The organism is Flavobacterium sp. MMS24-S5, from assembly GCF_050320125.1.
GTDB classification, from domain to species: Bacteria; Bacteroidota; Bacteroidia; order Flavobacteriales; family Flavobacteriaceae; genus Flavobacterium; species Flavobacterium tyrosinilyticum.
Genome location: NZ_CP190016.1, coordinates 3,482,242 through 3,504,987, shown reverse-complemented (window position 1 = coordinate 3,504,987; position 22,746 = coordinate 3,482,242). Strand labels below are relative to the sequence as shown.

24 protein-coding genes, 2 pseudogenes and 1 riboswitch are annotated in these 22,746 nt (G+C 34.1%); of the genes and pseudogenes, 20 read left to right on the top strand and 6 right to left on the bottom strand.

Translation table 11 applies throughout. The annotated features are described in order from the left end of the window. Positions 1–25: 25 nt before the first annotated feature. Entirely contained in the window at positions 26–1,051 is a 1,026-nt protein-coding gene (locus tag ACPWTF_RS16170; protein ID WP_250834154.1) for a LacI family DNA-binding transcriptional regulator, read from the bottom strand. 208 nt (positions 1,052–1,259) lie between these two features. Here ACPWTF_RS16170 and ACPWTF_RS16165 point away from each other — a divergent pair, with 208 nt between their 5' ends. From ACPWTF_RS16165 to tsf, 6 genes are all read left to right on the top strand, one after another. Next, on the top strand, positions 1,260–2,006 hold the full coding sequence (locus ACPWTF_RS16165) for a ferritin-like domain-containing protein (RefSeq protein WP_427872142.1): 747 nt from the start codon (positions 1,260–1,262) through the stop codon (positions 2,004–2,006). Positions 2,007–2,032: 26 nt separating this feature from the next. Next, complete coding sequence (locus ACPWTF_RS16160) at positions 2,033–2,845, top strand: ferritin-like domain-containing protein (RefSeq protein ID WP_427872140.1); 813 nt, start codon at positions 2,033–2,035, stop codon at positions 2,843–2,845. Positions 2,846–3,039: 194 nt separating this feature from the next. Beyond that, on the top strand, positions 3,040–3,495 hold the full coding sequence (gene rplM, locus ACPWTF_RS16155) for a 50S ribosomal protein L13 (protein WP_095927953.1): 456 nt from the start codon (positions 3,040–3,042) through the stop codon (positions 3,493–3,495). Further along, a complete protein-coding gene (rpsI, locus tag ACPWTF_RS16150) occupies positions 3,495–3,881 on the top strand; it encodes a 30S ribosomal protein S9 (RefSeq protein WP_035645327.1) in 387 nt (128 codons plus the stop codon). The genes rplM and rpsI overlap by 1 nt, the downstream gene beginning before the upstream one ends. A gap of 176 nt (positions 3,882–4,057) precedes the next feature. Continuing rightward, on the top strand, positions 4,058–4,822 hold the full coding sequence (gene rpsB, locus ACPWTF_RS16145; protein ID WP_095927954.1) for a 30S ribosomal protein S2: 765 nt from the start codon (positions 4,058–4,060) through the stop codon (positions 4,820–4,822). Positions 4,823–4,962: 140 nt separating this feature from the next. Further along, positions 4,963–5,925: a translation elongation factor Ts gene (tsf, locus tag ACPWTF_RS16140; protein ID WP_250834157.1), complete on the top strand. Its 963-nt coding sequence runs from the start codon at positions 4,963–4,965 to the stop codon at positions 5,923–5,925. A gap of 70 nt (positions 5,926–5,995) precedes the next feature. On the opposite strand, the gene ACPWTF_RS16135 is transcribed toward tsf, so the two are convergent. Continuing rightward, on the bottom strand, positions 5,996–7,828 hold the full coding sequence (locus tag ACPWTF_RS16135) for a M3 family metallopeptidase (protein WP_427872137.1): 1,833 nt from the start codon (positions 7,826–7,828) through the stop codon (positions 5,996–5,998). A gap of 403 nt (positions 7,829–8,231) precedes the next feature. Here ACPWTF_RS16135 and ACPWTF_RS16130 point away from each other — a divergent pair, with 403 nt between their 5' ends. The 13 genes and pseudogenes from ACPWTF_RS16130 to ACPWTF_RS16070 all read left to right on the top strand — a co-directional run bounded on the left by ACPWTF_RS16130 (position 8,232) and on the right by ACPWTF_RS16070 (position 18,554). Continuing rightward, positions 8,232–8,894, top strand: coding sequence for a queuosine precursor transporter (locus tag ACPWTF_RS16130; protein WP_379796033.1), 663 nt, complete (start codon positions 8,232–8,234; stop codon positions 8,892–8,894). A gap of 16 nt (positions 8,895–8,910) precedes the next feature. After that, positions 8,911–9,591, top strand: a complete 681-nt coding sequence (locus ACPWTF_RS16125; protein ID WP_427872135.1) for a hypothetical protein — start codon at positions 8,911–8,913, stop codon at positions 9,589–9,591. A gap of 165 nt (positions 9,592–9,756) precedes the next feature. Further along, positions 9,757–10,182, top strand: coding sequence for a lipocalin family protein (locus tag ACPWTF_RS16120; RefSeq protein WP_427872133.1), 426 nt, complete (start codon positions 9,757–9,759; stop codon positions 10,180–10,182). 72 nt (positions 10,183–10,254) lie between these two features. After that, complete coding sequence (locus ACPWTF_RS16115; protein WP_250834162.1) at positions 10,255–10,818, top strand: DNA-3-methyladenine glycosylase I; 564 nt, start codon at positions 10,255–10,257, stop codon at positions 10,816–10,818. Between the two features lie 85 nt (positions 10,819–10,903). Beyond that, positions 10,904–11,001, top strand: a riboswitch (TPP riboswitch). A gap of 67 nt (positions 11,002–11,068) precedes the next feature. Beyond that, the gene (thiS, locus tag ACPWTF_RS16110) at positions 11,069–11,275 is read left to right on the top strand and encodes a sulfur carrier protein ThiS (RefSeq protein WP_427872132.1); all 207 of its coding nucleotides are present in this window, start codon (positions 11,069–11,071) and stop codon (positions 11,273–11,275) included. Positions 11,276–11,426: 151 nt separating this feature from the next. Continuing rightward, positions 11,427–13,253: pseudogene (thiC, locus tag ACPWTF_RS16105) on the top strand (phosphomethylpyrimidine synthase ThiC). Between the two features lie 118 nt (positions 13,254–13,371). After that, positions 13,372–13,965 carry a thiamine phosphate synthase gene (locus ACPWTF_RS16100; protein WP_427872130.1) on the top strand — a complete coding sequence of 198 codons (594 nt, stop codon included), beginning with the start codon at positions 13,372–13,374 and terminating at the stop codon, positions 13,963–13,965. Beyond that, positions 13,932–14,672, top strand: a complete 741-nt coding sequence (locus tag ACPWTF_RS16095) for a hydroxymethylpyrimidine/phosphomethylpyrimidine kinase (RefSeq protein WP_427872128.1) — start codon at positions 13,932–13,934, stop codon at positions 14,670–14,672. Before ACPWTF_RS16100 ends, ACPWTF_RS16095 begins: the two co-directional genes overlap by 34 nt. After that, positions 14,665–15,304, top strand: a pseudogene (locus ACPWTF_RS16090) (thiamine phosphate synthase). Before ACPWTF_RS16095 ends, ACPWTF_RS16090 begins: the two are co-directional and overlap by 8 nt. Then, a complete protein-coding gene (locus tag ACPWTF_RS16085; RefSeq protein WP_427872126.1) occupies positions 15,285–16,061 on the top strand; it encodes a thiazole synthase in 777 nt (258 codons plus the stop codon). The pseudogene ACPWTF_RS16090 and the gene ACPWTF_RS16085 overlap by 20 nt, the downstream one beginning before the upstream one ends. Before the next feature lie 140 nt (positions 16,062–16,201). Continuing rightward, complete coding sequence (locus ACPWTF_RS16080) at positions 16,202–16,579, top strand: GxxExxY protein (protein WP_427872124.1); 378 nt, start codon at positions 16,202–16,204, stop codon at positions 16,577–16,579. Positions 16,580–16,653: 74 nt separating this feature from the next. After that, positions 16,654–17,766: a 2-iminoacetate synthase ThiH gene (thiH, locus tag ACPWTF_RS16075; RefSeq protein ID WP_427872122.1), complete on the top strand. Its 1,113-nt coding sequence runs from the start codon at positions 16,654–16,656 to the stop codon at positions 17,764–17,766. A gap of 77 nt (positions 17,767–17,843) precedes the next feature. Next, positions 17,844–18,554 (top strand): HesA/MoeB/ThiF family protein, encoded by a 711-nt coding sequence (locus tag ACPWTF_RS16070; protein ID WP_427872120.1) that lies wholly within the window; start codon positions 17,844–17,846, stop codon positions 18,552–18,554. Here the strand turns inward: ACPWTF_RS16070 and ACPWTF_RS16065 are convergent. The 4 genes from ACPWTF_RS16065 to ACPWTF_RS16050 all read right to left on the bottom strand — a co-directional run bounded on the left by ACPWTF_RS16065 (position 18,551) and on the right by ACPWTF_RS16050 (position 21,389). Further along, positions 18,551–19,345, bottom strand: a complete 795-nt coding sequence (locus ACPWTF_RS16065) for an MOSC domain-containing protein (RefSeq protein WP_427872118.1) — start codon at positions 19,343–19,345, stop codon at positions 18,551–18,553. The two genes, ACPWTF_RS16070 and ACPWTF_RS16065, sit on opposite strands and share 4 nt — an antisense overlap. A 3-nt stretch (positions 19,346–19,348) precedes the next feature. Further along, on the bottom strand, positions 19,349–19,987 hold the full coding sequence (gene aat, locus ACPWTF_RS16060) for a leucyl/phenylalanyl-tRNA--protein transferase (RefSeq protein ID WP_427872116.1): 639 nt from the start codon (positions 19,985–19,987) through the stop codon (positions 19,349–19,351). A gap of 121 nt (positions 19,988–20,108) precedes the next feature. After that, positions 20,109–20,480, bottom strand: a complete 372-nt coding sequence (locus ACPWTF_RS16055; RefSeq protein ID WP_095927972.1) for a DUF3127 domain-containing protein — start codon at positions 20,478–20,480, stop codon at positions 20,109–20,111. A gap of 33 nt (positions 20,481–20,513) precedes the next feature. After that, positions 20,514–21,389, bottom strand: coding sequence for a flavin reductase family protein (locus ACPWTF_RS16050; RefSeq protein WP_427872114.1), 876 nt, complete (start codon positions 21,387–21,389; stop codon positions 20,514–20,516). Positions 21,390–21,549: 160 nt separating this feature from the next. Here ACPWTF_RS16050 and ACPWTF_RS16045 point away from each other — a divergent pair, with 160 nt between their 5' ends. Beyond that, a complete protein-coding gene (locus ACPWTF_RS16045; protein ID WP_250834173.1) occupies positions 21,550–22,701 on the top strand; it encodes a sensor histidine kinase in 1,152 nt (383 codons plus the stop codon). Positions 22,702–22,746 lie beyond the last annotated feature (45 nt).

The following is a 22,746-nucleotide window of genomic DNA, read 5'->3' as shown; positions in this document are numbered from 1 at the left end:
TTTCGAATGGATTTTTTTGTTTTTATTATTTTTTTCGAGTTGACTCTCTTTCTTTCAATTTTGTTTTGATGACGATTGTTTCGTATTCAGAAATTGTTCCTTCTGGCTCTTCCAATCTTTCAATTAATCTTTTTGCTGCGACTTCTCCAATTTCAACTCCATGCTGACTTACAGTAGTCAGACTTGGCGATAAACGTCTTGAAGCCAAAATTCCGTCAGCAAAACCAATGATTGAAATATCTTCTGGAACTCTGTAACCTTTTTTCAAACTTACTCTTAAAGCCGCAACAGAATCATTTTCGTCTAAGGCAAAAATTCCGTCAATTTTATGATCAAAAAGCCCTTCGATTTTAGCTTTCATATCTTCTTCAGAATCGGTACGAAGAATGATTTTTTCATTAACTGGAATATTATTGTCTTTCAAGGCTTTTAAATATCCTTCAGTTCTAAGCTTTCCAACACTAATATTATCTACAGAAGATATCAGAGCAATATTTTTACAACCTAAATTAATTAAATGCTGTGTCGAATTGATAGCCGAATCATAATCATCTACTACTACTTTATCACAATCAACTTCATCAGCAATACGATCAAACATAACGATTGGTGTCCCATCATTAATTATTTCCGAAAAGTGATTGTAATCTTGAAGTTTCTGAGCTTCTTGTGAAACCGACAAAATAAATCCATCTATAGTTCCATTGCTCAGCATTTCCAGCGTATGAACTTCTTTTTCTAGAGATTCATTAGAAATACAGGTAATTACATTATATCCTTTTTTATCGGCAACTTTCTCAATACCGCTAAAAACCTTCGCAAAGAAAGAATTTAAAATATTAGGAATAATTACGCCAATCGTTTTTGTCTTACGATTCTTAAGATTCAAACCAATAACATTCGGCTTATAATTTTTGAGTTTGGCATACTCTTTAATCTTCACCTTGGTTTGTTCACTAATTTCTGGACTGTCATTCAATGCTTTAGACACAGTCGAAACAGAAACTCCCAGTTCCTTCGCAATTTGTTTTAGAGTTGCTTTAGCTTTCATCCAATTGAATTTTATGTAATTAATACAAATATAGTAGAATTACCTAAAATAAAACAAAAACAAGCCATTAGTATTTAAAAATATAAGTCATTTCGAAATAATAATTAATTAAACAGAGATTTTAAAACCGCTCTTACTAAAATTTCGTTAATAACTAAATACCCGTTAACTAAAAACCAATGTTATTAACCTAATAAAAAACTTGATTATGAAAAACGAAGTTAAAATTCATGAAGTTGACCCTTCACTGAATAGCAGAAGGAGCTTTCTTAAGCTCAGCGGATTAACATTAGTCACCACAGGTTTAGTTCTAGCTGGCTGCAGCGACAATGACAATGATAATGATATGCCAGACACCTCATTGCCTGGAATAAGAAATGGTGTTTTTGATTTAGGCTCTGGAGATTTTGGAGTTTTGACTTACGCGTACGCTCTCGAACAACTAGAAGCCGACTTCTATACTAAAGTTGTTAATGCAAGTAGTTTTAATACTGTATTTAGCAGTCTTGAACGTGAAGTTCTAACTGATTTATACCATCATGAAGTGGTTCACAGAGATTTCTTCAAAGCAGCTTTGAATGGAGCACTTCCCAATCCAAGTTCGCAATTGCTGCCTTCTTTAGCCTTTAATTATGGTTCCTTAAATTTTAACAGTCGCACCGAAGTTCTCGCAACTGCAAAAGCATTAGAAGATACTGGCGTTGCTGCCTATAACGGAGCAGGGAAATTAATTAAAACAGCTGACTACTTATTATTGGCAGGAAAAATTGTTTCTGTCGAAGCCAGACACGCTTCAGCAATTAGAAGTTTAATTAATCCGAATTCGAAAGATTTTGCCGGAGATGATATTGTAAACATGTCAACAGGCTTAGATGATGCAAAAGATCCATCTAAAATACTGCCAATTGCCGCTGGTTTTATTACCACAAAATTTACAGCTAAATACTTACCTTAATCTTAACCGTCAAAAACTTAGAAATTATGAACATTTTAAAATTTATAGAATCCTTTACTGACGATAATTTGATGAACAGTACTGGTTCTCGCAGAGACAGTTTTACACAGTTTGGAAATATTGGAAAAAATTTAGCTTTGGCATCAATCCCATTCGGATTGTCGGCTCTTACCAATAAAGCTTTCGCAAAAGACATTACAGCAACTCCGGCAACACCTATTGGAGCTTTGCAATTCGCGCTAACCTTAGAATATCTTGAAAACGAATTTTATGCAATGGCTTTAGATTCTGGAGTAATTCCAGCTTCAGAAAACGGAGGAAGAGACTTAAAAGTATTCCAACAAATTGCAGCACACGAATCTGATCATGTTAAATTTTTAATTGCAGGCTTAGGCGGCACCGCAAGTGCCAACTTCGTTCCTAAACCTACTTTTGACTTTACGGTCGGAGGAGCATTTAATCCGTTTGGAGATTACCCAACTTTTTTAGCTTTAGCACAAGCATTTGAAGATACAGGTGTCAGAGCATATAAAGGACAAGCTGCAAACTTGATAACAACACCCGATTTATTGACCGCAGCATTGCAAATACATTCTGTTGAAGCACGCCATGCTTCTGAAGTGAGAAGATTAAGGGGCTTAAAAGGATGGATCTCTAATGCCGAAAGAGGCGCTGGCATGCCGGCAGCAACTCAAGCCGTCTACGATGGCGAAGGTGTAACCGTTCAAGCTGGATTTAATACCGCAGCCGCTTTTGGTGCTGCGGCAGGCTCAGAAGCTTACGATGAGCCACTTACGACACAGCAAGTGGTTGATATTGCCAATATATTTATTGTATAATCACTTTTTTTCATAAATATTTAACCGTCTTTACTTTATTGTAGAGACGGTTTTTTTGTTCGCTAATTATTTAAAAAACTGAAGCCCTGATTTTCAGCAGATAAAATATTCTTTCAGGTATTTGGTTTTAAAATAATTAATTGTACTTTTGCATCCCCTTTATTGGGGATGGAATGTTTAATTAAAATAATATTATGGACGCATTAAGCTACAAAACAGTTTCAGCAAGCAAAGCCACTGTAACTAAAGAGTGGATTGTTGTTGACGCTGAGGGTCATAACTTAGGACGTCTTGCTTCTAAAGTTGCAATGATTTTAAGAGGTAAGTACAAGCCAAGTTACACACCGCACGTTGACTGTGGAGATAACGTAATTGTTATCAACTCAGAAAAAATTAACCTTACAGGTACAAAATTGAATGACAAAATTTACATGCGTCATACAGGTTACCCAGGAGGACAAAGAACTTTAACTGCTAAAGTATTGCAAGCTAAAAACCCTGCATTATTAGTAGAAAAAGCTGTAAAAGGTATGTTACCTAAAAACAAATTAGGAGCTGAACTTTTTAGAAATCTAAATGTTGTTGTAGGATCTGAGCACACTCACGGAGCTCAAAAACCTAGAACTGTTAACCTAAATGATCTTAAGTAATGGGAGTTATTCACAAAATCGGTAGAAGAAAAACCGCTGTTGCACGTGTATACGTTTCTGAAGGAACTGGAAACATCACTGTAAACAAAAAAGAATTCGCAACTTACTTTCCAACTGCAACTTTACAATACAAAGTTTTACAACCGCTTTCTATGACAGAAAACGCTGGTAACTTTGATGTAAAAGTAAACGTTTACGGAGGTGGTACAACTGGTCAGGCAGAAGCTGTAAGAATGGCATTAGCACGTGTAATGTGTGAAGTTAATGCTGAAAACAGAGGAATCCTTAAACCAGAAGGTTTATTAACAAGAGACCCAAGAATGGTTGAACGTAAGAAATTCGGTCAGAAGAAAGCTCGTAAGAGATTCCAGTTCTCTAAACGTTAATATTACCTGTCTTGTTCAAATGGGACAAGACATTATCAATTATTTATTGAAATTAAAAAACACAGTTATTGTTGCTCTCCTACCGAGGTAGGATATAGTTTAGCATCTAAATGTATAAAGCCAGAGAAATCGCCATTTATACATTGCTAATCAACAGAACGTAAACTAGTACAAAAATGGCAAACAAAATAGAAGTAAAAGAATTACTAGAAGCAGGTGTTCACTTCGGACACATGACTAGAAAATGGGATCCAAACATGGCTCCTTACATTTATATGGAGCGTAATGGTATTCACATTATCAATCTATATAAAACTGCAGCTAAAATTGAAGAGGCTAACGAAGCTTTGAAAAAAATCGCTGCATCAGGTAGAAAAATCTTATTCGTAGCTACCAAAAAACAAGCAAAAGACATCGTTGCTGATAAAGCAAAAGCTGCAAACATGCCTTACATCACTGAAAGATGGCCAGGTGGAATGTTGACTAACTTCGTAACTATCAGAAAGGCAGTTAAAAAAATGTCTTCTATCGATAAAATGAAGAAAGATGGTACTTTCAACACTTTATCTAAAAAAGAGCGTTTACAAGTTGATCGTCTACGTGCTAAATTAGAGAAAAACTTAGGTTCAATTGCTGATATGTCTAGACTACCTGCAGCATTGTTCGTAGTAGATATCAAAGCTGAACACATCGCAATAAAAGAAGCTCAAAAATTAAACATTCCAGTTTTCGCAATGGTTGATACGAATTCTGACCCAAGAGAGGTTGATTACGTGATTCCTGCAAATGATGACGCTTCTAAATCAATTGACAAAATTTTATCTTTAGTAACTACTGCAGTAATCGAAGGTCTTTCTGACAGAGGTGCTGAAAAAGAAGTTGAAGCTGCTGAAGAAGCTCCTGCTGTTGAGGCTGAAGCTGCTCCTGCAACTGAAGAATAAATCAAATTTTAAATTCCAAATTTTAAATTCCAAAGTCCAAATACAAAATTAAAAACGTTATGTTGATAATTTATTAAAATTGGAGTTTGGGATTTAAAAGCTGGAATTTTTTACTTTTAACATTAAAAATTCAAAATATTATGTCAACAATTACTGCTGCAGACGTAAATAAATTAAGACAATCTACAGGTGCCGGAATGATGGACTGTAAAAAAGCTTTAGTTGAAGCTGAAGGAGATTTCGATAAAGCGATCCAAATCCTTAGAGAAAAAGGACAAAAAGTTGCTGCTAACCGTTCTGACCGTGAGTCTTCTGAAGGAGCTGCTGTTTCTTTTATCAATGCTGACAACACTAAAGGAGCTATTCTTACTTTAAACTGTGAAACTGACTTCGTAGGTAAAAATGAAGCTTTCGTAACTTTAGCTAAAGATTTAGTTGAAAAAGCAATCAACTTCTCTACTAAAGAAGAATTATTAGCTTCTGATTTCAACGGAATCACTGTTGCTGAGAAATTAATCGAGCAAACTGGCGTTATCGGGGAAAAAATCGAAATCGGTGGTTTCGAAATTTTAGAAGGTGCTTACGTTGGATCTTATGTTCACGTTAACAAAATTGCTGCTTTAACTGCAATTTCTGCTCCAGTTGCAAACGCTGAAGCTTTAACAAAAGACATCTCTATGCAAGTTGCTTCTATGGGAGCTGACACATTATCTTACAAAGATTTTGATCCTGCTTTCGTTGAATCTGAACTTGCTGCTCGTATTGCTGTAATCGAAAAAGACAATGAAGAAGCAAAACGTTTAGGAAAAACATTAAAAAATGTTCCTAAATACATCTCTTTCTCTCAATTAACTCCTGAAGTTATCAAACAAGCTGAAGAAGATGCTAAAGCTGAATTAAAAGCTGAAGGAAAACCAGAGCAAATCTGGGATAAAATTCTTCCAGGTAAAGTTCAACGTTTTATCTCTGACAACACTACTTTAGATCAAGAGAAAGCTCTTTTAGATCAAAACTTCATCAAAGATGACAGTAAAAAAGTTAGTGATTACGTAAAAGGATTCAATGTTGAAATCACAGGTTTCAAAAGAGTTACTTTAGGTTAATATATTATTTTTTCAATATTAAAAAGCCCGAATATTTATTTATTCGAGCTTTTTTTATTTCAATACAAGACTAACTTTCAATTGGAAAATTTCTTGCTCTCATCAATGCGTTAGATTGTGGCGAATGTCCTCTGAAATTTTCATACATCTCTTCATTATCAATCGTATTTCCAACGCTTAAAACCGTTTTATAAAGGCGTTCAGAAACATTCTTATCAAAAGGTGCCTCTCCTTCCAAAAATGCTTCGTAAGCATCTGCATTAATCACATCTGCCCATAAATAACTATAATACCCAGCCGCATATCCGTCACTTGAAAAAATATGAGCAAATTGCGGAATCCTATGTCGCATCACAATTTCAGCAGGCATATTAATTTCACTTAGGACTTTCTCTTCAAATGCATTCGGATCGACCGTTTCAGTTGTTAAATGCAGTTTCATATCAACAAAAGAACTTGAAATCGTTTCTACTGTTGCAAAACCTTCGTTAAAATTGGCCGCTTTTCCTATTCTTTCTACCAATGATTGTGATAAAGGTTCATTCGTTTTATAATGAAGTGCAAATTTATTCAACACTTCTGGAGTCCCTAACCAATGTTCTAGCAATTGCGAAGGAAACTCTACATAATCTCTCGCAACAGAAGTCCCAGAAAGACTCGGATAAGTTACATTCGAGCATAATCCGTGTAAAGCATGTCCAAATTCATGAAATAAAGTTGTAGCATCGTCCCATGAGATTAAAACGGGTTCATCACTGTTTCCTTTAATAAAATTGCAATTGTTCGACACAATAGGAAGCACGTTACCTTTTATTTTTTGTTGGTCTCTATGTGAATTCATCCATGCACCTGAACGTTTACCAACGCGCGCATATGGATCAAAATACCACAAACCGATTGGTTCTCCTGTATTTTTATTATTCACTTCCCAAACACGAACATCGGCATGATATACCGGAACATCAAATAACTGTTTAAATCCTAAATCAAACAATTCTCCAGCTACCCAGAACATTCCTTCTCGCAAATTCTCTAATTGCAGATATTGCTTTATTTCATTTTGATCCAAATCATATTGCGCTTTTCTAACTTTTTCCGCATAAAAACGATAATCCCAAGGCTGTATTTTAAAATCTCCACCTTCATTATTTACCATTTCCTGCATAGCAAAAACATCATTTTTCACCTTTTCTACGGCAGGTTTCCATACCGAGTTCATTAAATCCAGCGTTTTCTGTGGGTCTTTGGCCATTTTATTAGACAAACTCCATTCAGCAAAGTTTTTAAAACCTAAAATTTTCGCTTTTTCAGTTCTCAATTTTAAAATAGACACCAATATTTCATTTGTATCATTTTCATTCTTATTATCACCTCTTTTTACGAAAATATCAAAAGCTTTTTCTCTTAAATTCCTTCTGTTTGAGAAAGTCAAAAAGGGCTCGATCGAAGATCTTGTATTTCCAATACATCCTAAAACATTTAGATTTCTTTCTTTCGCTTCGGCAATTGCCGCATTCTTAAATTCTTCAGGCAAACCGTCAAAATCAGCTTTGGTATTTAGCTCGATATATTGATTATTCTCTTCTGCTAGCAACTTTTGACTGAAAGCTGTAAAAAGCCCCGCTAATTCCTGATTGATCTTAGCCACTTTATCTTTATTCGCTTCGTTTAGCTCTGCTCCTTCCCTAACAAAATCGGTATAATACAGCCAAAGCAAGCGTTGCTGTTCTTTAGTTAAATTCTCCTTTTCATCTGATTTGTATAAGGTCTCAATTCTAGAAAACAGCTTTCCATTTTGATACAATTTATCATTAATCTCCGCCAACTTTGGCGACATTTCGGTATCAACCACATTAAATTCTGGAGTACTCAGATTGGCAACTGTAAATACCGTAGACCGCATGAATTTGATCTAATTTTCCGCCCGAAAGTTCTAAAGCTTCAATAGTATTTTTAAATGTAGGTTTTTCTGGATTATTGACGATTGCATCAATTTCTTGTAGTTTTTCCTGAATTGCAAATTCTATTGCAGGCTGAAAATCAGAAACTTTATAAGCTTTAAAATCTGGAACGCCTCCATAAGTGACCAGACCAACTTTTTAACAATGGATTATTTAATTCTATTGGTGTTTTCATAACAAATACATTAATTAATTCTGTGCAAAATTTCAATTAAAAAAAAGCAACAGAATCTCAAAATTAACCAATCAAAAGCAAACTTCATATCGAAAAGGATTATAAAAATTAATCCGTTTCAAAGATTTAAAAGAAATAGTTTATTTTTGAAATATCAATTTAAAAATGACATGTTTAAAACCAGAAAAGAAATTGTTTTTGTAATTTTAGCAGGAATATTTATAACCAATGCCGTTGTAGCTGAGTTAATTGGAGGAAAGCTAATTCAAATTGGTCCTTTTGTGATGAGTATAGGAATTTTGCCTTGGCCAATTGTATTTCTTACAACCGATTTGATTAATGAATATTTTGGCGAAAAAGGAGTAAAAAAACTTTCTTTCATTACAGCATGTCTGATTGCTTATGCTTTTCTGATACTTTTTATGGCAATTGTTATTCCCGCCGCAAAAGGAATCAGCCCTGTTAACGATCAGCAGTTTGAAGCGGTTTTTGGACAAAGTATGTGGATTATTGTAGGAAGTTTAATTGCCTTTATGGCCTCTCAGCTGATTGACGTTTGGATATTCTGGTTTTTTAAAAACAGAACTGGCGAAAAGAAAATATGGCTAAGGGCGACTGGCTCTACTGTTATTTCGCAATTGTTTGATTCGTTTATTGTTCTAGGAATTGCTTTTTGGCTTCCAGGAAAAATTGATTTTGACACTTTTATATCTTCAGGGTTAATAGGATATACTTTTAAATTAGCAATTGCTATTTTATTAACTCCAGCAATTTATTTAGGACATCATCTGATTAAAAAATATTTAGACCAAGATCCAGCACACAAAGTATAAAAAACATAGTTAGGTCATGAAAAATAATTACTTACTTATTTTATTCTCTGTTACCTATTTCTTTTTCAGCTGTGGCAATGACGAAAAAAAACAGCCTAAAAAAGTCATTCAATCTGTCAACAAGTTGACACCAGCAGCTATGAAGATACCTCGTAAAGTTTCTTCAAAAAATATCACCGCTCCAAAAGAGTTTGGTTCAAAGAAAACTACTGCTCAAAAAAATCCTTTTTCACTTAAAAACCCGATAGAAGTAAACACTTTAAACTCTCAAGCGGAAAATACCGCTGCAAGTGCTCCAATCTCTGTAAAAAAAGAAGTTAACGAGGAATTATTGAATTTTGTTAATGTTCGTAAAATATTAGCAAAATGCAAAATAGGTGAGACTATGACTCAAAAGCAACTAACAGAACAATTTGAAATTCCAGAAGAAGCTGTTAAACTAATAAAAAGCGTAACCAAAACAGCAGAAAATGAATTGGCCTTAAAGTGGCAATCTACTTGGCTTGTTGAAAAAGTATCGGACGCTGAACTTGAAGACGGCAAAATGAAAGTAGTCTTTAAGGCCAATAAAATGTATACTTCTGGAAATGCAATTGGCATTAAATACAACCGAAAAATCTACACCAATTTAGTCATTGTTGGACGTTCTGCTTATATCCCGAGTGTAAAAGGATATAGTTGGCAAATAGGTCGATAGAAAAAGAAAAAAATCTATCATGAGCTAAAACTCGTCAGATTTACCTGAAAACCAACAAATTATAAAAAAACGTTAAATAAATACGAAAAAACTGATTTTAAAACCTAGTTTTTCTTAAAAAAGATTTTACTTTTGTTAAAAAATTTAACAAACAAATCTACCAAAATGAAAAAACTAAGTATTTTTTTTGTGTCAGTATTGGCACTAGGATTATCAGTATCTTGTAGCAGTAATGACAGTGATAATGCATCTCTTGAAGGTAAATGGGAATTATACCAAGACGGAACCATTGTTGACGGAAAAGAAAAATTAACTCCAGTAGTTTACGAAGGAGGCTGCAACAAAGATGTTTTTGAAATTCAAGCAGGAGGAAAATTCATCGATCATTATTCTCAATACAGCAATTCAAAATGTAATGATTATACTGAAAATGGAACTTGGACTAGAAAAGACAATAAGATAACTGTTGTATATGACGGAGATACTTCTGGAGATAATGGAGAAATCTTAGTATTAAATAAAACGACTTTAAAAATTAAATATACATACGGTGTATCTGAAACATATGTAGTTGAATTTAAACGTATATAATTTTTTTCTAAAACTTTTTTAAAACCTCAAGCCTTTAAGTTTGAGGTTTTTTTATACATTTAAAATAAAAAGATGGAACCAATAAGATGCAGCTGGTGCTCTGCTAGCGATTTGTATAAAAAATATCATGATGAAGAATGGGGTGTTCCTGTTTATGATGATCCTACTTTATTTGAATTTTTAATTTTAGAAACTTTTCAGGCTGGTTTAAGTTGGATTACAATTTTAAACAAAAGAGAAAACTTCAGAGCTGCTTTTGATTATTTCGATTATAAAAAAATAGCCCTTTACTCTGAAGATAAAATTGAAGAGTTAATGCAAAATACAGGAATTATTAGGAACAAACTAAAAATTAAGGCAGCGGTTTCTAATGCTCTGGCTTTTATGAAAGTCCAAGAGGAATTTGGTTCTTTCTCTGATTATATTTGGAAATACACTGATGGAAAACCGATTGTAAACCATCTAAAAAATTCAAAAGATGCCCCAGCTACTACTCCACTTTCAGATGAAATAAGCAAAGATTTAAAAAAACGCGGTTTTAAATTTGTCGGTTCGACGGTTATTTATGCACACATGCAGGCAACTGGAATGGTCAATGATCACGTGGAAGATTGCTTTACCCGAAAAGGAAAATAGTCTCGGTTTTCAGTCACAGTTTTCAGTTTTTTTGAACCTGAAACCTGAAACCTGAAACTTTTAAACAAAAATTACATATATTTGCTTCACACTTTAGGGGTGTCTACAAAATTGTAGGCTGAGATTTTACCCTCTGAACCTGATCTAGTTCATACTAGCGTAGGGAAAAGTAAGATGACTTCTGCACGCATTTCTATGCGTTCTTGTAGCCATTCCTAAGGTGTATCTATACACTAAACTCAAATAAGGAATGGAACTTAAAATCAATCAACAAACCAAACAATTCAATGCTGAAACGCTAAGCGTTCAATCATTGCTCGATCTCGAAATTCCGCAAAAACAAAACGGAATCGCTATTGCCGTCAACAATACTGTTGTTCCAAAAAACAAATGGAGCGAATTCTTCGTACAAGAAACTGACGAAATTCTGATTATTTCTGCCACACAAGGCGGTTAATTTTTAAAATTCCAAAACAGAAAATTCTAAATTCCAAATTTTCATCCTTTGCGAAGACACACCGCAGTGCGTCTCTACGGAAAAACGTTGTGATTAAACATAATCAGCATCAACTTGAAACTTTAAACTTCAAACCTGAAACAAAAATATTATGACAAACGAAGAACAAATATCAAGAACCCCGTTTCCAAATTCTAAGAAAGTATATATCGATGGAGAAATTCATCCCATAAAAGTAGCAATGCGCGAAATTACTTTGAGCGATACCAAACTTTCAAATGGCGGAATTGAGAAAAATCCACCCGTAACAGTTTATGACACTTCGGGCGCTTACACAGATCCGAATATTGAAATTGATATTAGAAAAGGATTGCCGCGATTAAGAGAACAATGGATTTTAGATCGAAATGATGTTGAAATTCTAGACGAAATTACCTCAGATTATGGCTTAAGCCGATTAAAAGATGAAAACCTAAATCATCTTCGTTTTGAGTATTTACATCAGCCAAAACGCGCTAAGAAAGGCGCGAATGTAACACAATTGTATTACGCAAAACAAGGAATCATTACTCCAGAAATGGAATATATTGCGATTCGTGAAAACCAGCGTATTGAACTTTTAAATAAACAAACAAAAGCCATGCAATGCCAGCACGGCGGAAATAGTTTTGGTGCGAATACTCCAAAAAATAAAATTACTCCAGAATTTGTACGCTCTGAAGTTGCTTGCGGAAGGGCGATTATTCCAAACAACATCAACCATCCAGAAAGCGAACCTATGATTGTGGGACGTAATTTCCTGGTGAAAATAAATGCCAATATCGGAAATAGCGCCGTGACTTCAAGCATTGAAGAAGAGGTTGAAAAAGCCGTTTGGGCTTGCCGTTGGGGAGCTGATACGATTATGGATTTATCTACGGGAAAAAATATTCATGAAACCAGAGAATGGATTATTCGTAATTCACCTGTTCCAATCGGAACTGTTCCAATTTATCAGGCATTAGAAAAAGTAAAAGGAATTGCTGAAGATTTGAATTGGGAGATTTTCCGTGATACTTTAATTGAACAAGCAGAACAAGGTGTTTCATATTTCACAATTCATGCAGGAGTTTTGCTTCGTTATATCCATTTAACAGCCAATCGTGTTACCGGAATCGTTTCCCGAGGCGGGTCTATTATGGCAAAGTGGTGTTTATTTCATCATAAAGAAAACTTCCTTTACACGCATTTTGAAGAAATCTGCGAAATCATGAAACAATATGACGTTGCCTTTTCTTTGGGAGATGGTTTACGTCCAGGTTCGATTGCGGATGCGAATGACGCTGCACAATTTGCCGAATTAGAAACTTTAGGCGAATTGACCAAAATCGCTTGGAAACACGATGTTCAGGTTTTTATTGAAGGTGCCAGGGCACGTACCAATGCACATGATTAAAGAAAACATGGACAAACAGCTGGAACATTGTCATGAAGCTCCATTTTATACTTTAGGCCCTTTAACTACAGATATTGCACCTGGCTATGACCACATTACTTCGGCGATTGGAGCTGCTATGATTGGCTGGTACGGCTGCGCGATGTTATGTTATGTTACTCCAAAGGAACACCTTGGATTACCGAACAAAAAAGACGTTAAAGACGGCGTAATCACTTATAAAATTTCTGCTCATGCTGCCGACTTGGCGAAAGGCCATCCAGGCGCTCAGTATCGCGATAATGCTTTGAGTAAAGCAAGATTTGAATTCCGTTGGGAAGATCAGTTTAATTTGGCTTTAGATCCAGACACAGCAAGAGAATTTCATGATGAAACACTTCCTGCTGATGGCGCGAAGGTAGCGCACTTCTGCTCGATGTGCCGGACCTGAAATTCTGTTCTATGAAAATATCTCAGGAAATTAGAGATGTCGCTGCGGCTGAAAAAGGAATGCAGGAGAAATCAGAAGAATTTATTGAACAGGGGAAAGAGATTTATATATAATCAAAGTATTAAGATGAAAGAATTAAGTATTAAGATTTTAAATCGATAAACTTTCAATGCTTTCATCTTGATACTCTAGTCTTAATACTTAATACTCAAATCTTAATACTTTCAAAAAATGATTGTAATTACAAATCCTTTTTTTATTGAAGATGAAATTCAGATTCTTCATTCTATATTGGAAGAAGGATTGTCTTTGCTTCATATCCGCAAACCTGATTTTTCAGAAGTAGAAATGGTAAAGTTCATTCATCAGATCAAATTAGAATTTCGGACTAATCTGGTTTTGCACAGTCATCATCAGTTAGCCGAAGATCTTGGTATTGAAAGATTTCATTTTTCTGAGAAAGATAGAAAAGAATTTCCTGCAAGGTTTCCAAAACCTTGTAGGTATAATTCAACATCAACACATTCTATTGAAGATTTCAATTCGTTAGAAACGAAATTTAATTATGCGTTCTTGAGTCCTGTTTTTAAAAGTATTTCTAAAGAAAATTATTCTCCTGAAAAAGATCTTTTTGAAGAAATAAAATCAAGAAAAAATCATAAAACAAAAATGGTTGCTTTAGGCGGAATTGATTCAGAAAACATTCAAAAAACATTTGAAAATGGTTTTGATGATGTCGCACTTTTGGGAACTATTTGGAAAAATGAAAATCCGTTAAAACAATTTAAATTATGTCAGAAAATCGTCCATTCGCACTTACAATAGCAGGTTTAGATCCGTCTGGTGGCGCTGGAATTTTGGCTGACATCAAAACATTTGAACAGCACAAAGTGACTGGTCTTGCTATTTCAACAGCGAATACTATTCAAACTGAAAATGAATTTTATGAGATTCAGTGGAATGATTTGAGTTTTGTAATTCGTTCGATCGAAACTTTGTTTTTAAATTATAAAATCAGCGTTGTGAAAATAGGAATTGTGTCTTCTTTACATGATTTAAACCAGATTCTTTCAATTATAAAACAGCTTTCTCCTTCAACAAAAATTGTTTGGGATCCTGTTTTAAAATCGACTACAAAATTTGAATTTATGAATATTAAAGATCTATTAGATTTAAATAAAATACTGTCAAAAATCGATTTGATTACACCGAATTATCATGAAGCTGAAATTCTATTTCCTAATTATAGTTCTAAAGAAAATGGATTTTCAACAAACATTTTATTAAAAGGTGGACATAACAAAAAGGCACTAGGAACGGATCGTCTATTTCTAAAAGATGAAGTGTTAGAATTACTTCCATCAGAACAAAACTGCTTTGAAAAACATGGCTCAGGTTGTGTACTTTCTTCTGCCATTGCTTCGAATTTAGCTTTAAATCAGCCTGTAAAAGAAGCCTGTAAAAATGCTAAAATCTATATCGAAAATTACTTGAGCTCAACTACAACTTTAATCGGATATCACTATGTATAGCAAACTTCAATATATTTCGCAGGGCGAAACTATCGAAAATCAATTGTATAATATTCACAAGGCGCTCGACGCTGGTTGCAATTGGATACAAATGCGTTTTAAAAACCAAACACAAAAAGATGCTTTCACTTTAGCGAAAGCGGTAAAATGTTTATGCGAAAAGTACACCGCCAATTTTATTGTAAATGACGATTTGCATCTTACCAAAGAAATAGACGCTTGTGGAGTTCACTTAGGATTAACCGATACCAAAATCGACGAAGCAAGGGCGATTTTAGGCGCTGCAAAAATTATCGGAGGAACTGCAAATACTTTTGAAGATATCGAAAATCATGTTAAAAATGGCTGTGATTATATTGGATTAGCGACCTTTTCGCTTTACTGCCACAAAAGAAAAACTAAGTCCAATTTTAGGATTATCAGGCTATTTCGATATTCTTCAAAAACTGAAAAAAAATAAAATCGATATTCCTGTGTATGCCATTGGAGGAATCACATTAAGAGACGTGAGTCCGTTAATGGAGACTGGAATTCATGGAATTGCCGTTTCTGGAATCATTACCGAAAGTGATGAGAAAGAAAAATTAATTCATCAACTAAACGAAAAATTACATGCAAACATCATTGTTTAATATAGGAGATAAAAACTTTCAATCCCGATTATTTCTTGGAACAGGAAAATTTGGTTCTAATGAAGAAATGGAGAGCGCCATTTTAGCTTCAGAAAGTGAATTGGTTACGGTTGCCTTAAAACGTATCGATCTTGAAACGGATACTGATGCTATTTTATCGCATTTAAAACATCCAAACATCAATTTATTGCCCAACACTTCGGGAGCAAGAAATGCCAAAGAAGCTGTTTTTGCAGCACAACTGGCGCGTGAAGCTTTAGAAACCAATTGGGTAAAACTGGAAATTCATCCCGATCCAAAATATTTAATGCCAGATCCAATTGAAACTTTAAAAGCAACAGAAGAATTGGCTAAACTCGGCTTTATTATTCTTCCGTACATTCACGCTGATCCTGTTTTGTGCAAACATTTAGAAAGTGCAGGAACTTCTGCCGTTATGCCTTTGGGTTCACCAATTGGAAGTAACAAAGGTTTAAAAACGATTGATTTTTTAGAGATTATAATCGAACAAAGTACCGTTCCTGTTATTATAGATGCAGGAATTGGAGCTCCTTCTGATGCTGCAAAAGCAATGGAAATTGGCGCCGATGCTGTTTTGGTCAATACGGCAATTGCTGTTGCAGGAAACCCGAAATTAATGGCTGAGGCTTTTAGAGAAGCTGTAATTGCAGGAAGAAAAGCTTTTGATGCCAAAGTTGCCAATCAGCAGAATTATGCTTCGGCTTCTAGTCCTTTGACTTCTTTTCTTTATGAATAATTTTTGGTTTCACGCAGATTTCTGCAGATTAAAGCCGATTTAATTTGATTTTTTTATCGCTCAAATCTGTATAAAACCAACATTTTAAAAAAGAAAGAAAATTCTTTAATTTTGTTTTTTTTAATAAAATTTAAAGAATTATGAATGAGAATGAAATTTCGTATCTGATAAGAGGAGCAATTTTTAAAGTGTATAACAATTTAGGGCCAGGTTTGTTTGAATCTGTTTATGAAAGTGCTTTGTTTTATGAATTAGAAAAGCTGGATTTAAAGATTCAAAAACAAGTTGAAGTTATAATTCCATATGAAGAAATAACGTTAGATCCAGCTTTTAGAATTGATATTTTAGTAGAAGACAAAGTAATTATAGAATTAAAATCTGTAGAGGATTTAGCCCCTATTCATTACAAACAAGTAGCAACATACTTAAGATTAACAAACAAAAAATTAGGCTTGTTAGTAAATTTCAATACGACAAACATTCTTAATGACATTAAAAGAATTGCAAATAAAATCTAATCAATCACACAGATCAAAATTTAAATCATTTTAATCAGCTTAAATCTGTAAAATCTGCGTGAAACCAAAACAAAATGAAAACATTCAAATCTATTTTTGAGCAATATAATTGGGATGAAATCCAATCCAGAATATATAAGACCACATCTAAAGATGTCGAACGCGCTTTGACTAAAACCAAATATAATCTCGAGGATTTCTTGGTCTTAATCTCGCCTATTGCTCAAAACTATTTAGAAGAAATGGCACAAAAATGCCATGAAATCACAAAAAAGAGGTTTGGAAAAACGATTCAAATGTATGCCCCGCTTTACTTAAGCAACGAATGCCAAAACATTTGTACGTATTGCGGATTTAGTTTAGACAATAAAATCAAAAGAAAAACTCTTTCTGATGCTGAGATAAAACTCGAGGTCGAAGCCCTAAAAAACACTGGTTTTGATCATGTCTTATTGGTTACAGGCGAGGCGAATTATACTGTAAACATCAATTATTTCCTGAATGCCATTAACTTAATCAAAAAAGATTTTTCGATTATTTCTGTTGAAGTGCAACCGCTTTCTACAGAAGATTACCAGCGTCTGCATGAAGCTGGTGTTTATTCTGTTTTGGTTTATCAGGAAACGTATCATCAGGAAGTTTACAAAAAGTATCATACAAAAGGGAAGAAATCAAACTTCGATTATCGATTGGAAACTCCAGATCGAATTGGAACTGCTGGAATTCATAAAATAGGTTTGGGCGTTTTATTAGGTTTAGAAGACTGGCGAACAGATAGCTTTTTTAATGCTCTGCATTTAGATTATCTCCAGAAGAAATATTGGCAAACCAAATATTCCGTTTCCTTTCCGCGTCTCCGTCCTGCTGAAGGAATTATAGAACCTAATTTTATTATGGATGATAAAGATTTGACACAATTAATTTGTGCTTACCGTTTATGGAATGAAGATCTAGAAATTTCGATTTCAACTCGTGAAAACGAGAAATTTAGAAATAATATTATTCCGATTGGGGTTACAAGCATGAGTGCTGGTTCTAAAACAAATCCGGGTGGTTATGTTGTCGACCCGCAATCTTTGGAGCAATTCGAAATCAGCGATGAGCGCTCAGCAGAAGAAATTTCAAAAATTATTAAAAACGCAGGCTATGAACCCGTTTGGAAAGACTGGGACAAAGCTTATAGTTGAAATGTTTCAAGTTTCAAGTTTCAGTTTTGAAAACTTAACATTTTACAACTCACAATTCACAATTCATAATTAAACAAATGAGCATTATACAAGAATTTCTTCGTTACAACAGACAAACTATTCTGCCTGAAATTGGTGATGAGGGTCAGGAAAAATTAAAAAAGGCTAGAGTTTTAGTAATAGGAGCAGGTGGTTTAGGTTGTCCGATTTTACAGTACATTGCAACTGCAGGAGTTGGTTTTATTGGAATCATGGATTTTGACACTATTGAAATTCACAATCTTCACAGACAAATTTTGTATACCGAAAATGAAATTGGCCAGTCCAAATCAATTGTTGCGAAAAGTGTTGTTTCAAAACTCAATCCGCTGATTGAAGCTGTTGCAATTAACGAAAAACTAACTGCTGAAAATGCTTCAAAAATCATTCAGCAGTATGATATTGTTGTAGATGGCTCTGATAATTTTTCTACTCGCTATTTAGTCAATGACACTTGCGTTGAGAATAACAGACCCTTAGTTTACGGAAGTATTTTAAAATTTGAAGGGCAAATTGCGGTTTTCAATCATAACGGAAGTAAAAATCTTAGAGATTTATTTCCCGAAATGCCAGATCCAAAAGATGTTCCAAATTGCAATTTAAACGGTGTTTTGGGAACATTGCCCGGGATTATCGGCAACATGATGGCGCACGAAACCTTAAAATTAATTTTGGAATTACCAACTTTAAAAAATGAATTGGTCATTTTTAATACTTTAAACTGGAATTTTATAAAATTGAATTTCTAAAAAACAACCTCATCACCCACGCTAATAATTCCAGAATTTAAACTCACAATATTGGTTCCGAATAAGACAGAATTGTCCACATTTCTGTATTTACTTAACGTTTTCAAAGGTTCTTTTTTCAAACGTCCATTCTCCGGATCATTATTTACCATAACACATCTTCCGCAAGGTTTTATGTTTTTAAATTGAACATCTCCTATCGCAAAAGTATTAAAATCATCTTCTTCATGAGGATTTTCAGTGCTTACTACAATATTGGGACGAAATCTTTTTATGGTAATTTTCTCATCTAATTTATCATTCAAAAAATCTAGGCTTTTTGATCCGATTAATAAGTACGGATATCCGTCTGCCAAACTCACATTGAACGTTTCTTTTAATTTAGAGCTTTCATGTTTACGATCTCCATTTTTTATTATTTTGACCAATTTACATTCAAAACCTAAATGTTGGCTAAACCATTTTGAAGTTTCAAGATTCACCTCAACAACTTCACTTTTATCATCCCAAACGTTTACTTCTATTGCGTTTTCTAAATGTTCATCTATAGAAAATTCATGCTTTTGATCCTGAAAAGTAATACTGATTTTCCCATTTGAAATCTGAGGGTAAAATTGACTCATTACGCGATGTTCTCGCTGCGTCAGCATTTGATTTTCTGCATCAACGAGCATCCAACGTCGATCGTTTTCAAATCCCATTTCTTCAGCTTTTGCAGACGTAAGGCTGATTCCCGCCAAACTCTTTATCGGATAAATATAAATTTCTTTTACGCTGTAAATTGTATTCATTTTCTATTTACTTTTTAAAATTGACATAAACTCTTCACGATCAATTTCGCGACAACCCAAACTATCCAAATGTGGATTATAAACCTGACAATCTAATAATTTATAATTCTCTTTTTCTAAATGCTTTACTAGAGATATAAAAGCCACTTTAGAAGCATTTGATACTTTCGAAAACATACTTTCTCCACAGAAAATATGTCCCAAATCGACGCCATACAAACCTCCAACTAAAACATCGTCTTGCCAAACCTCAACTGATTTTGCAATTCCTTGACGATTAAGTTCACAATACGATTCTACTATATCATCTGAAATCCAAGTTCCGTCCTGGCCAATACGTTGTATTTTCTGGCAGTTCGAAATTACTTCTTTAAAATTGGCATTAAAGGTAACTGTAAATTGTTTTCTATTTAAAATATTCCGCATGCTTTTAGAAATAACTAATTCGTCTAAAAACAAAACCATACGAGGATCAGGTGCCCACCAAAGTATAGGCTCACCTTCATTAAACCAAGGAAAAATTCCTTTTTGGTACGCCAATTTTAAGCGTTCGGGACTTAAATCACCACCAACAGCCAAAATACCTTCTTCATCGGCTTCTGAAACAGGCGGAAAATATAAATTATCAAATAAGAAATACATTACTTAAATTTCAATGACAAAATTCTAATTAGAATTATTAATTCAAAAACAAAATTCCAAATCCCAAACTCACGTGAATGAATTGGAATTTGGAATTTATAATTTGGAATTTAAACCTTTTTTAGAACGGTAAATCGTCTGGTTCGTCTTCGTTTATACTTGTTGCTGGCGCAAAAGTTTCTGCAGCTGGCATTGGTGCTCCTTGTGCAGGCCCTTCTGGAGCTAATCTTTCGATTCTCCAACCTTGAATACTATTGAAATATCTAGTTTCTCCTTGTGGGTTAACCCATTCTCTTCCTCTTAAATTGATAGAAACTTTTACTGCATCTCCTTGTTTATAGCTACTCAATAAATCGCATTTATCTTGTGTAAATTCGATTAAAATATGTTGTGGATACTGCTCCTCAGTAGTAACAACTAACTCTCTTTTTTTGAATGAGGCACTAACTTGCTGCTCTGGGTTAACCACTTTTACTTTTCCTGTAACTTCCATCTTCGTCTATTTAATTATTGTTTCTATTTCTTTTTATTTTTTAGCTAAAAGTACTTTCCAAGCCGATTCTACATCGCCATTATCCAAGTATTTTTTGGCTTCTAAGTGTACTTTTTTCTGGTCATCTGAGCTTAAAACTCCTTTGACTGCGAAATTTTCTTTCACAAATATAGTAACTTCTTCTTTTGTAGGCAAGGCTTCTATATTACCTAATTTTCCCAAATCATTTCCATCAAAAACATCGCTTTCTTTTACATAATCTGGTATTGCATCTACTCCTACTCCTAATGTTGTCAAGGGTTTTGCAACTTCAAAAAGTCCTTGATTAGATCTTGAATACCAATTATTTCCAAGTCTCGAAACCAAGTCAATTTTATGCTGGTCGATTGCTCCGTTTTCATCTAGAATCGATTCATGGATATGAATTTTTACCACTTCGCACAAAATTAAATTTCCTGCTCCTCCTTCTGTTCCTAACGGAATAATCTGCGTAATCTTACATTCAAACTGAACAGGAGACTCCTTTACACGATATGGTTTTACTAAATCTGAAGGAATTTGGGTTAATCCCGCTTTAATAAATTCGTTTACTCCGTCTCCATATTCTGTACTTGCTAAAGAAGTTTGCTGAACAATATCGTAATTTACAACATTTATCACTACTTCTCGAGTTGCTTCGGCATTAATTAAAGTATGTTTAATCGTATTATCGCGAACACGTCTTGATGGCGAAAAAACCAAAATTGGCGGATTGGCACTAAATACATTAAAGAAACTAAAGGGAGATAAATTTGGAATCCCTGTTTCGCTAATTGTGCTTGCAAAAGCAATAGGCCTCGGTCCGATTGAACTCTGCAGATAGCCTTGCAATTTGGCCGTTGGAATTTCTTTTGGGTTAACGCTGATCATACTTTAAAATTTAGACAGAATCTCATTTTAGTAGCTACAAAAGTATTGAAATGGTTTAATTCGAAGAAATAGTTTTGCAGATAAAAACGAAAAATCTTTCCACATTGGCAAAATATAAAATGTGTATATTTCGTTATATTTATACCTCAAAAAAACTGATATGTCTTTTTCTGAAAGAACAAATACAACCCGCTGGATTATTATTTCGGTCTGTTTTATAATCATTTCCCTAATTCTTTGGAATACTTATACTTTCTTCCAAATTTTTAAAAATGAAGAACGCTTGAAAATGAACCTTTTTGTAAAGGCGCAAATTTCAATAGTTAATGCCGATGAAAATACCGATGTAGAACTTCCTCTTCAGATTTTCAACAATAACACTTCTATTCCGGGTATAATTATGCTGTATGATAAAGTGGTGAGTGCAGTAAATGTCCCCGACGAAATTCTGAATGATAAGAAAAAAAGGATCGCTTTCTTAAATAAGCTGAAAAATGAAAATGAACCAATCACCTTCGAATATGCACCTGGGAAATATCAGACACTATATTATGGCAACTCCTCATTACTAAATAAACTCAAATATTATCCTATTGCACTGCTTCTGATTATATTTTTATGTATTGCTTTAATTTACAATTTTTATAAAAGCACCAAAATGGCAACCCAGAACAAACTTTGGGCTGGGATGGCAAAAGAAACAGCGCATCAGATTGGTACACCGCTTTCTTCATTAATTGGCTGGGTTGAAATATTAAAAACAGAAGATATAGATCCGTCTATTAGTACCGAAATAGAAAAAGATATCGAACGTTTGCAGACTATCACAGATCGTTTTTCCAAGATTGGTTCAATACCCGTTTTGGAACTTCATGACATCGTACAAGAAACTAAAACGGCTTATGAATATCTACAGTCCCGTTTTTCTAAACAGGTCGCATTTTCGTTTCAAGCTCCAAAAGAACCTATTTTAGGAATGATAAATCCAACATTGCATAGCTGGACGATAGAGAATTTGGTTAAAAATGCTATTGATGCCATGAAAGGAAAAGGAACACTAGATCTTTATCTCGAACAAGATGCAAATCATATCAAAATCAATATTAAAGATTCTGGAACCGGAATTCCTAAAAAACAATTTAAAACCATTTTTGAAACCGGTTATACCACTAAAAAACGCGGTTGGGGTCTTGGCCTTTCTTTAACCAAAAGAATTGTCGAGGAATATCACAATGGAAAAATAAAAGTCCTGCATTCTGAAATTGGTAAAGGAACTACTTTCCAGATTTCATTAAATAAAAAAGTGCAGTAATCAATTTACTGCACTTTTTTGCTTTATATATAATTTTTCAGCTTT